This window comes from Bacillus sp. FSL K6-2944 (assembly GCF_038005385.1).
Taxonomy (GTDB): Bacteria; Bacillota; Bacilli; order Bacillales; family Bacillaceae_G; genus Bacillus_A; species Bacillus_A cereus.
Genome location: NZ_JBBOTE010000001.1, coordinates 3986973 through 3997500, shown reverse-complemented (window position 1 = coordinate 3997500; position 10528 = coordinate 3986973). Strand labels below are relative to the sequence as shown.

Sequence of the window (10528 nt, the reverse complement as noted above, 5' to 3'; positions counted from 1 at the left end):
ACAGGTAGGCGAGGAGAGAATCCTAAGGTGTGCGAGAGAACTCTGGTTAAGGAACTCGGCAAAATGACCCCGTAACTTCGGGAGAAGGGGTGCTTTCTTAACGGAAAGCCGCAGTGAATAGGCCCAAGCGACTGTTTAGCAAAAACACAGCTCTCTGCGAAGCCGTAAGGCGAAGTATAGGGGGTGACACCTGCCCGGTGCTGGAAGGTTAAGGAGAGGGGTTAGCGTAAGCGAAGCTCTGAACTGAAGCCCCAGTAAACGGCGGCCGTAACTATAACGGTCCTAAGGTAGCGAAATTCCTTGTCGGGTAAGTTCCGACCCGCACGAAAGGTGTAACGATTTGGGCACTGTCTCAACCAGAGACTCGGTGAAATTATAGTACCTGTGAAGATGCAGGTTACCCGCGACAGGACGGAAAGACCCCGTGGAGCTTTACTGTAGCCTGATATTGAATTTTGGTACAGTTTGTACAGGATAGGCGGGAGCCATTGAAACCGGAGCGCTAGCTTCGGTGGAGGCGCTGGTGGGATACCGCCCTGACTGTATTGAAATTCTAACCTACGGGTCTTATCGACCCGGGAGACAGTGTCAGGTGGGCAGTTTGACTGGGGCGGTCGCCTCCTAAAGTGTAACGGAGGCGCCCAAAGGTTCCCTCAGAATGGTTGGAAATCATTCGTAGAGTGCAAAGGCATAAGGGAGCTTGACTGCGAGACCTACAAGTCGAGCAGGGACGAAAGTCGGGCTTAGTGATCCGGTGGTTCCGCATGGAAGGGCCATCGCTCAACGGATAAAAGCTACCCCGGGGATAACAGGCTTATCTCCCCCAAGAGTCCACATCGACGGGGAGGTTTGGCACCTCGATGTCGGCTCATCGCATCCTGGGGCTGTAGTCGGTCCCAAGGGTTGGGCTGTTCGCCCATTAAAGCGGTACGCGAGCTGGGTTCAGAACGTCGTGAGACAGTTCGGTCCCTATCCGTCGTGGGCGTAGGAAATTTGAGAGGAGCTGTCCTTAGTACGAGAGGACCGGGATGGACGCACCGCTGGTGTACCAGTTGTTCTGCCAAGGGCATAGCTGGGTAGCTATGTGCGGAAGGGATAAGTGCTGAAAGCATCTAAGCATGAAGCCCCCCTCAAGATGAGATTTCCCATAGCGTAAGCTAGTAAGATCCCTGAAAGATGATCAGGTTGATAGGTTCGAGGTGGAAGCATGGTGACATGTGGAGCTGACGAATACTAATAGATCGAGGACTTAACCATATAATATGTAGCAATGTTATCTAGTTTTGAAGGAATATGCCTTCATAGTTTGGTGATGATGGCAGAGAGGTCACACCCGTTCCCATACCGAACACGGAAGTTAAGCTCTCTAGCGCCGATGGTAGTTGGGACCTTGTCCCTGTGAGAGTAGGACGTCGCCAAGCAAGAACCTAAGTTATTTTGACTTAGGTTTTTTTGTGTTTATTTTTATTTACCGAATGCTATAATCCGTAAATTTAATAAAGCTACAGACGAAAAAAGAATGAAGTAGAGACTCTTTAAAATAATAGTAATGATTTTTTGTGTTCCTGATTTTCCTAATGTCGCTAAAGTAATACTTAAAATAGGACACATTATTTCTATCATAAGTATATATTTTAAATAATGAGATGCTATAAATAAATATTTAATAATTACAGAAATTACTGCAATAGAGAAAAATAAATAGGATAATAGCAAAGTTCTTTCTTTAACAGTTATCCTCCTTAGAAATTAAATCGTTATAATAATACAAGAGTGTATATATTTTGATTAAAAACATACTGAAGTGCTATTTAAACGATAAATACATAAAATAGATCTCTAGAAATATATATTCTAATTCCCTTTTCTTCTTGTATATAGTTGCAATTCTTCTTTTGAATATAACTAAAACACGAACGTTATTGACTGCTAATAAAAAAACATTCGATTATTTATTGACATTGTTTATGAAATATTGTTAATATAGCCATAGAAACAATAATATAAGACCTCATATAATCGCGGGGATATGGCCTGCAAGTCTCTACCTAACGACCGTTATTCGTTAGACTATGAGGGAAAGTCACTCGGTATTTTTCTATTCACAAGGGATACGTATGCCTGAGTAGAGCGCTTTCTCTCATAGTAAAAGAGAAACTGTTCTATTTCAGGCTTTTTTTATTTGAATCGGGGGGATTCTAATATGAAATCACTAGTTGGAGTCATAATGGGAAGTACGTCAGACTGGGAAACAATGAAATATGCTTGTGACATTTTAGATGAATTAAATATACCGTATGAGAAAAAAGTTGTATCCGCTCATCGGACTCCGGATTATATGTTTGAATATGCAGAGACGGCTCGTGAACGTGGATTGAAAGTTATTATTGCTGGAGCTGGTGGAGCAGCACATTTACCAGGAATGGTTGCAGCGAAGACAAATCTTCCTGTAATTGGAGTTCCAGTTCAATCAAAAGCATTAAACGGCTTAGATTCATTATTATCCATCGCCCAAATGCCAGGAGGTGTTCCAGTTGCAACTGTTGCAATTGGTAAAGCCGGTTCAACGAATGCTGGATTACTTGCCGCACAAATACTTGGATCATTCCATGATGATATACATGATGGATTAGAATTGAGACGAGAAGCGATTGAAAAAGATGTGCGTGAAGGTAGTGAGCTAGTATGACGAGAATCATTTTACCTGGAAAAACAATCGGTATTATTGGAGGCGGCCAGCTAGGAAGAATGATGGCATTGGCAGCTAAGGAGATGGGATATAAAATTGCTGTTTTAGATCCTACAAAGCATTCGCCATGTGCACAAGTTGCTGATATTGAAATTGTTGCACCATATGATGATTTAAAAGCAATTCAGCATTTAGCAGAGATAAGTGATGTTGTCACATATGAATTTGAGAATATTGATTATAGATGTTTACAATGGCTTGAAAAACATGCGTACTTACCACAAGGTAGTCAGTTGTTAAATACAACGCAAAATCGTTTTACAGAAAAGAATGCGATTGAGAAGGCTGGGTTACCAGTAGCAACGTATAGATTAGTTCAAAATCAAGATCAGCTTACAGAAGCAATTGCTGGGTTATCATTCCCTTCCGTCTTAAAAACGACGACAGGTGGATATGATGGGAAAGGGCAAGTTGTTTTAAGAAGTGAAGCTGATGTTGAGGCGGCAAGAAATCTTGTGGATAAAGCAGAATGTATTTTAGAGAAATGGGTGCCTTTTGAAAAAGAAGTATCAGTTATTGTGATTCGTAGTGTAAGTGGTGAAACAAAAGTGTTTCCAGTAGCAGAAAATATTCATGTAAATAACATTTTACATGAATCTATCGTTCCAGCTCGCATTACAGAAGAGCTTTCTCAAAAAGCAATTGCGTATGCAAAGGTACTTGCGGATGAATTAGAACTTGTGGGAACACTAGCTGTAGAGATGTTTGCTACAGATAATGGTGAGATTTATATTAATGAATTAGCGCCAAGACCTCACAATTCAGGACACTATACACAGGATGCATGTGAAACGAGTCAATTTGGTCAACATATTCGAGCAATCTGTAATTTACCTCTAGGAGAAACAAATTTGTTAAAACCAGTTGTCATGGTAAACATTTTAGGCGAACATATAGAAGGGGTCCTAAGACAAGTGAATAGATTAACCGGGTGCTATTTACACTTGTATGGAAAAGAAGAAGCAAAAGCACAGCGAAAAATGGGGCATGTTAATATTTTAAATGATAATATTGAAGTCGCTCTAGAAAAAGCGAAGAGTTTGCATATTTGGGACCATCAAGAACAACTGTTGGAGGGAAAAAGATGATTAGTCGTTATACACGCCCTGAAATGGGTGCGATTTGGACGGAAGAGAACAAATTTAAAGCGTGGTTAGAAGTTGAGATTTTAGCTTGTGAAGCATGGGCTGAGCTTGGCGATATTCCAAAAGAAGATGTTAAAAAAATTCGTGAACATGCATCATTTGATATTGATCGTATTTATGAAATTGAAAAAGAAACACGTCATGACGTAGTTGCATTCACTCGTGCTGTATCAGAAACGCCAGCATTAGGCGAAGAACGTAAATGGGTTCATTACGGTTTAACATCTACAGATGTAGTAGATACAGCATTATCTTACATCTTAAAACAAGCGAATGAAATTATATTAAAAGACTTAGAGAACTTTGTAAGCATTTTAGCTAACAAAGCGAAAGAGCATAAATACACAATCATGATGGGAAGAACACACGGTGTTCATGCAGAACCAACGACATTTGGTTTAAAACTTGGTCTTTGGTATGAAGAGATGAAACGTAACGTAGAGCGTTTCAAACAAGCTGCTGATACAGTTCGTGTTGGTAAACTATCTGGTGCGGTTGGTACATATGCAAATATCGATCCATTCGTAGAAAAATATGTTTGTGAAAATTTAGGATTAGAAGCAGCACCAATTTCAACACAAACATTGCAACGTGATCGTCACGCACACTACATGTCAACACTTGCACTAATTGCAACATCTATCGAAAAGATGGCAGTTGAGATTCGTGGTTTACAAAAGAGTGAAACACGTGAAGTTGAAGAAGCTTTCGCAAAAGGTCAAAAGGGTTCTTCTGCAATGCCACATAAACGTAATCCAATTGGTTCTGAAAATATGACTGGTTTAGCTCGTGTTATCCGCGGTTATATGATGACAGCTTACGAAAATGTTCCATTATGGCATGAGCGTGACATTTCTCACTCTTCGGCAGAACGCGTAATTTTACCAGATGCTACAATCGCATTAAATTACATGTTAAATCGCTTTGGTAATATTGTTAAAAACTTAACTGTATACCCAGAGAATATGAAACGTAATATGACAAGAACATACGGCTTAATTTATTCTCAGCGCGTAATGCTTACACTAATCGACAAAGGTATGGTACGTGAAGAAGCTTATGATATCGTACAGCCTAAAGCGATGGAAGCTTGGGAAACACAAGTACAATTTAAAGAGCTTGTAGAAGCTGATGAGCGTATTACAAGCAAGTTAACACAAGAAGAAATTAATGAATGCTTCAACTATGAGCATCATATGCAACACGTTGATACAATCTTTGAACGCCTTGGATTAAACGAAGCGTAAAATTTCATATGGCACAGAATAGAGTCATTCTGTGCCATTCTTTATAAAAATATTATTCACATTTTTCAAACTACAGGGGGCTTGCGAAATGCAAAAGCTAGAATTGCTGTATGAAGGTAAGGCAAAAAGAATTTATCGTACAGAATCAGCAGATATGGTTTGGGTAGAGTACAAAGATAGTGCGACTGCTTTCAATGGGGAGAAAAAAGAGACGATTACAGGAAAAGGTCGTTTGAACAATGAAATTACAACTTTATTGTTCAGAAAGTTACAAGAAGTGGGAATTAAAACACATTTTGTTGAGAAGTTATCTGAGACAGAACAACTTGTTAAAAAAGTGAGTATTATTCCTTTAGAAGTTGTCACAAGAAATGTAATTGCAGGAAGTCTTTCAAAACGATTAGGAATGGAAGAGGGAACTGTACTTGCAGAACCAATCGTAGAATTTTACTTCAAAGATGATGATTTAGGAGATCCGCTTGTAACGGAAGATCATATTCGTGTATTAAACGTTGCATCGCCAGAGCAAGTAAGTGTATTACGAGATATGGCTCTACAAATCAATCAAGTGTTGATTGATCATTTCGCAAGCTGTCGTGTAAGATTAGTAGATTTCAAATTAGAGTTTGGTGTAACGGAAGAAGGAGAAATCATTTTAGCGGATGAAATTTCACCAGATACTTGCCGTTTATGGGATGAAACGAGCAATGAAAAGTTTGATAAAGACGTATTCCGTCGTGATCTTGGAAATTTAACAGATGCTTATGAAGAGATTTTAAAACGTTTAGGGGGAATTTCACATGTATAAAGTTAAGGTATATGTAACATTAAGAGAAAGCGTATTAGATCCACAAGGAACAGCAGTAAAAGGAGCACTTCATAGTCTTTCATTCACAGAAGTACAAGACGTTCGAATCGGAAAGTACATGGAACTAACAATTGATAAATCTGTATCTGATTTAGATAGCAAGGTAAAAGAAATGTGTGAAAAACTATTAGCGAACGTTGTAATGGAAGACTTCCGTTATGAAGTTGAGGAGGTTGTCGCACAGTGAAATTTGCCGTAATAGTATTTCCGGGTTCGAACTGTGATGTCGATATGTTCCATGCAATTAAAGATGAGCTTGGCGAAGAAGTAGATTACGTTTGGCACGATACAGAGAATTTAGATGAATATGATGCAATTCTACTACCAGGTGGATTTTCTTATGGTGACTACTTACGCTGCGGTGCTATCTCTCGCTTTGCTAATGCAATGAAAGCAGTGCAAAAAGCTGCTGAGCAAGGAAAGCCGATTTTAGGTGTATGTAATGGATTCCAGATTCTTGTTGAATCAGGATTACTACCAGGAGCGTTAATGAGAAACGAAAACTTAAAATTTATGTGTCGCACTGTTCAGTTACGTGTTGAAAATAATGAAACGATGTTTACATCACAATATGGAAAAGATGAAATAATTAATATTCCAATCGCGCATGGTGAGGGGAATTACTATTGTGATGAAGCGACTCTTAAACAATTAGAAGAGAACAATCAAATCGCATTCCGTTACGTAGAAAACCCTAACGGTAGCGTTTCAGATATTGCTGGTATTGTAAATGAAAAAGGAAATGTACTTGGTATGATGCCACACCCAGAGCGTGCTGTAGATGAATTACTTGGCGGTGCTGAAGGGTTAAAAGTCTTTCAATCTATCTTAAAACAGTGGAGGGAAACATATGTCGTTAATGCTTGAACCAAATCCAACACAAATTAAAGAAGAGCGTATATATGCGGAAATGGGGCTAACAGACGAAGAGTTTGCCATGGTTGAAAAGATTTTAGGTCGTCTGCCAAATTATACAGAAACAGGGTTATTCTCTGTAATGTGGTCTGAACATTGTAGTTATAAAAATTCAAAACCAGTGCTTCGAAAATTCCCAACAACAGGTGAGCGTGTTCTACAAGGGCCTGGGGAAGGTGCTGGAATTGTAGATATCGGTGATAATCAAGCAGTTGTATTTAAAATGGAAAGTCATAACCATCCTTCAGCTATTGAACCATATCAAGGAGCTGCAACAGGTGTTGGTGGTATTATTCGTGACGTATTCTCTATGGGAGCACGTCCGGTAGCTCTATTAAACTCACTTCGTTTCGGTGAATTACAGTCACCACGTGTGAAATATTTATTCGAAGAAGTAGTAGCAGGAATTGCAGGATACGGTAACTGCATCGGTATTCCGACTGTTGGCGGCGAAGTACAATTTGATCCATGTTACGAAGGAAATCCACTTGTAAATGCAATGTGCGTAGGTTTGATTAACCACGAAGACATTAAAAAAGGACAAGCACATGGTGCTGGTAACACAGTAATGTACGTAGGAGCATCAACTGGTCGTGACGGTATTCACGGTGCAACATTCGCGTCGGAAGAACTATCTGAAAGCTCAGAAGCGAAACGTCCAGCGGTTCAAGTAGGGGATCCATTTATGGAAAAACTTCTTATTGAAGCGTGTTTAGAATTAATTCAATCTGATGCACTTGTTGGAATTCAAGATATGGGTGCGGCTGGTTTAACATCATCATCTGCAGAAATGGCAAGTAAAGCAGGAATGGGTATTGAAATGTACTTAGATGATGTACCACAGCGTGAAACAGGAATGACACCATATGAAATGATGCTATCTGAATCACAAGAGCGTATGTTAATTGTCGTGAAAAAAGGTAGAGAACAAGAAATAGTAGATTTATTTGAGAAGTATGGTCTTGCAGCGGTTACGATGGGGAAAGTAACAGAAGATAAAATGCTTCGTTTATTCCATAAAGGTGAAAAGGTAGCTGAAGTTCCAGCAGATGCTTTAGCAGAAGAAGCACCAATTTATCATAAGCCCTCAAAAGAAGCAGCATACTTTGCTGAATTCCAAGCAATGAAAATGGAAACGCCAAAAGTAGAAAATTATAAAGAAACGTTATTCGCTTTATTACAGCAACCAACAATTGCAAGTAAAGAGTGGGTATACGATCAATACGATTACCAAGTTCGCACAAGCACAGTTGTTACGCCAGGTTCAGATGCTGCAGTTGTACGTGTACGCGGTACAGAAAAAGGATTAGCAATGACGACAGATTGTAACTCTCGCTACATTTATCTAGACCCAGAGATGGGCGGTAAAATTGCAGTAGCAGAGGCAGCGCGTAATATCGTATGTTCTGGCGGAGAGCCACTTGCAATTACAGATTGCTTAAACTTCGGTAACCCAGAAAAACCAGAAATCTTCTGGCAAATTGAGAAATCAGTAGACGGTATGAGTGAAGCTTGTCGCACATTACAAACACCAGTTATCGGCGGAAACGTATCGATGTATAACGAGCGTAGTGGTGAAGCTGTATATCCAACACCAACTGTTGGGATGGTCGGACTTGTGCATGACTTAAAACATGTAACAACACAAGAGTTTAAGCAAGCTGGTGATTTAGTGTATGTAATTGGTGAGACGAAAGCTGAGTTTGGCGGAAGTGAATTACAGAAAATGATTCACGGCAAAATTTTCGGTCAATCACCAAGTATCGATTTAGATGTAGAATTAAAACGCCAAAAACAAGTATTAGAAGCAATTCAAGCTGGTCTTGTTCAATCTGCACATGATGTTGCTGAAGGTGGTTTAGCAGTTGCGATTTCAGAAAGTGCAATTGGTGCTAAAGGCTTAGGTGCTACTGTGAAATTAGATGGAGAAGCAACAGCTGCATTATTCGCTGAATCACAGTCTCGCTTCGTGATAACTGTAAAACGTGAAAATAAAGAGGCGTTTGAGAAAGTGGTAGAAGCAATCCAAGTTGGAGAAGTAACAAGTACAAATGAAGTAACAATTCATAATGAAGAAAATGAAGTATTACTTACAGCAAATGTAGATGAAATGAGAAAGGCTTGGAAAGGGGCAATCCCATGCTTGCTGAAATAAAGGGGTTAAACGAAGAATGTGGCGTTTTCGGAATTTGGGGGCATGAAAATGCAGCACAAGTTTCATACTACGGATTGCACAGTTTACAGCACCGTGGGCAAGAAGGCGCAGGCATTGTCGTAAATAATGGGGAAAAAATCGTCGGTCACAAGGGGTTAGGTTTAATATCAGAAGTGTTTTCAAGAGGTGAGCTAGAAGGATTAAATGGAAAATCAGCAATCGGACATGTACGATATGCAACAGCTGGTGGAAGTGAAGTTGCTAACGTTCAACCATTGTTGTTCCGTTTTTCCGATCATAGTATGGCGTTAGCTCATAACGGAAATTTAATTAACGCAAAAATGCTTCGTCGTGAATTAGAAGCAGAGGGCAGTATTTTTCAAACTAGTTCAGATACAGAAGTACTTTTACATCTTATTAAACGTAGTACGAAAGATTCTTTAATTGAAAGTGTAAAAGAGGCTTTAAATAAAGTGAAAGGTGCGTTTGCGTATCTTTTACTAACTGGAAATGAAATGATCGTTGCATTAGATCCGAATGGGTTCCGTCCGCTTTCAATTGGAAAGATGGGGGATGCTTACGTTGTAGCATCTGAAACATGTGCTTTTGATGTAGTAGGTGCAACATACATTCGTGATGTAGAACCGGGTGAATTACTTATCATTAATGATGAAGGAATTCACGTACATCGTTTCACAAACGATGTAGAACATGCAATTTGTAGTATGGAATACATTTACTTTGCACGACCAGATTCTAATATTGCAGGCGTTAACGTTCATGCAGCACGTAAGAATATGGGGAAACGTTTAGCGGCAGAAGCTCCTATTGAAGCAGATGTTGTTACTGGTGTACCAGACTCTAGTATTTCAGCTGCGATTGGCTATGCGGAGGCGACAGGTATTCCATATGAGTTAGGATTAATTAAAAATCGTTACGTTGGACGTACGTTTATCCAACCTTCTCAAGAACTGCGCGAGCAAGGGGTTAAGATGAAGCTTTCCGCAGTAAGAGGTGTAGTTGAAGGGAAACGAGTTGTTATGATTGATGACTCTATCGTAAGAGGAACGACAAGTAAACGAATTGTTCGTATGCTTCGGGAGGCTGGAGCGACAGAAGTTCACGTAAGAATTGCTTCACCACCTCTGAAATATCCATGTTTCTATGGCATTGATATTCAAACGAGAAAAGAATTAATTGCAGCAAATCATACAGTAGAAGAAATCCGTGAAATGATCGGAGCAGATTCTTTAACATTTTTAAGTGAAGATGGATTAGTAGATGCAATTGGACGTCCATATGAAGGAAAATATGGCGGCCTATGCATGGCTTACTTTAATGGGGACTATCCAACAGCTCTTTATGATTATGAGCAAGAGCTTTTAGAAAGTATGAAATAAGAAAAGTGAGAAAAGCTTCTACTTCTTTTGATGTAGAAGCTAGCTCTTT

Annotated in this window: 9 protein-coding genes, 2 rRNA genes and 1 riboswitch (1 of these 12 running past the window's edge); of the genes, 10 read left to right on the top strand and 1 reads right to left on the bottom strand. The window is 39.7% G+C overall.

Annotated elements, in window-relative coordinates:
• Positions 1 to 1257: ribosomal RNA gene (locus tag MHH55_RS20485) — 23S ribosomal RNA — on the top strand; it begins 1665 nt to the left of the window's first position.
• 48 nt (positions 1258 to 1305) lie between these two features.
• Positions 1306 to 1421: ribosomal RNA gene (gene rrf, locus MHH55_RS20480) — 5S ribosomal RNA — on the top strand.
• Positions 1422 to 1464: 43 nt separating this feature from the next.
• Here the strand turns inward: rrf and MHH55_RS20475 are convergent.
• Complete coding sequence (locus MHH55_RS20475; RefSeq protein ID WP_000927500.1) at positions 1465 to 1716, bottom strand: hypothetical protein; 252 nt, start codon at positions 1714 to 1716, stop codon at positions 1465 to 1467.
• 275 nt (positions 1717 to 1991) lie between these two features.
• Positions 1992 to 2093: riboswitch (purine riboswitch) on the top strand.
• Between the two features lie 110 nt (positions 2094 to 2203).
• On the opposite strand from MHH55_RS20475, the gene purE reads away from it, so the two are divergent.
• From purE to purF, 8 genes are all read left to right on the top strand, one after another.
• The gene (gene purE / locus MHH55_RS20470; protein ID WP_048538232.1) at positions 2204 to 2689 is read left to right on the top strand and encodes a 5-(carboxyamino)imidazole ribonucleotide mutase; all 486 of its coding nucleotides are present in this window, start codon (positions 2204 to 2206) and stop codon (positions 2687 to 2689) included.
• The gene (purK, locus tag MHH55_RS20465) at positions 2686 to 3837 is read left to right on the top strand and encodes a 5-(carboxyamino)imidazole ribonucleotide synthase (protein WP_000196774.1); all 1152 of its coding nucleotides are present in this window, start codon (positions 2686 to 2688) and stop codon (positions 3835 to 3837) included. The genes purE and purK overlap by 4 nt, the downstream gene beginning before the upstream one ends.
• Positions 3834 to 5141 (top strand): adenylosuccinate lyase, encoded by a 1308-nt coding sequence (gene purB, locus MHH55_RS20460; protein WP_000625682.1) that lies wholly within the window; start codon positions 3834 to 3836, stop codon positions 5139 to 5141. Before purK ends, purB begins: the two co-directional genes overlap by 4 nt.
• Positions 5142 to 5229: 88 nt before the next feature.
• The gene (purC, locus tag MHH55_RS20455; RefSeq protein ID WP_001170544.1) at positions 5230 to 5949 is read left to right on the top strand and encodes a phosphoribosylaminoimidazolesuccinocarboxamide synthase; all 720 of its coding nucleotides are present in this window, start codon (positions 5230 to 5232) and stop codon (positions 5947 to 5949) included.
• Positions 5942 to 6196, top strand: coding sequence for a phosphoribosylformylglycinamidine synthase subunit PurS (purS, locus tag MHH55_RS20450; RefSeq protein WP_000278823.1), 255 nt, complete (start codon positions 5942 to 5944; stop codon positions 6194 to 6196). Before purC ends, purS begins: the two co-directional genes overlap by 8 nt.
• Entirely contained in the window at positions 6193 to 6876 is a 684-nt protein-coding gene (gene purQ / locus MHH55_RS20445) for a phosphoribosylformylglycinamidine synthase subunit PurQ (protein WP_000666786.1), read from the top strand. Before purS ends, purQ begins: the two co-directional genes overlap by 4 nt.
• Positions 6860 to 9079 carry a phosphoribosylformylglycinamidine synthase II gene (gene purL, locus MHH55_RS20440; RefSeq protein ID WP_000055564.1) on the top strand — a complete coding sequence of 740 codons (2220 nt, stop codon included), beginning with the start codon at positions 6860 to 6862 and terminating at the stop codon, positions 9077 to 9079. The genes purQ and purL overlap by 17 nt, the downstream gene beginning before the upstream one ends.
• Positions 9064 to 10479, top strand: a complete 1416-nt coding sequence (purF, locus tag MHH55_RS20435) for an amidophosphoribosyltransferase (protein WP_078186618.1) — start codon at positions 9064 to 9066, stop codon at positions 10477 to 10479. Before purL ends, purF begins: the two co-directional genes overlap by 16 nt.
• Positions 10480 to 10528: the final 49 nt, after the last annotated feature.

What these genes read in the sequence shown, in the direction of transcription:
- purE (WP_048538232.1), top strand. Translation starts at nt 2,204, where the DNA reads ATGAAATCACTAGTTGGAGTCATAATGGGAAGTACGTCAGACTGGGAA.
- purK (WP_000196774.1), top strand. Translation starts at nt 2,686, where the DNA reads ATGACGAGAATCATTTTACCTGGAAAAACAATCGGTATTATTGGAGGC.
- purB (WP_000625682.1), top strand. Translation starts at nt 3,834, where the DNA reads ATGATTAGTCGTTATACACGCCCTGAAATGGGTGCGATTTGGACGGAA.
- purC (WP_001170544.1), top strand. Translation starts at nt 5,230, where the DNA reads ATGCAAAAGCTAGAATTGCTGTATGAAGGTAAGGCAAAAAGAATTTAT.
- purS (WP_000278823.1), top strand. Translation starts at nt 5,942, where the DNA reads ATGTATAAAGTTAAGGTATATGTAACATTAAGAGAAAGCGTATTAGAT.
- purL (WP_000055564.1), top strand. Translation starts at nt 6,860, where the DNA reads ATGTCGTTAATGCTTGAACCAAATCCAACACAAATTAAAGAAGAGCGT.
- purF (WP_078186618.1), top strand. Translation starts at nt 9,064, where the DNA reads ATGCTTGCTGAAATAAAGGGGTTAAACGAAGAATGTGGCGTTTTCGGA.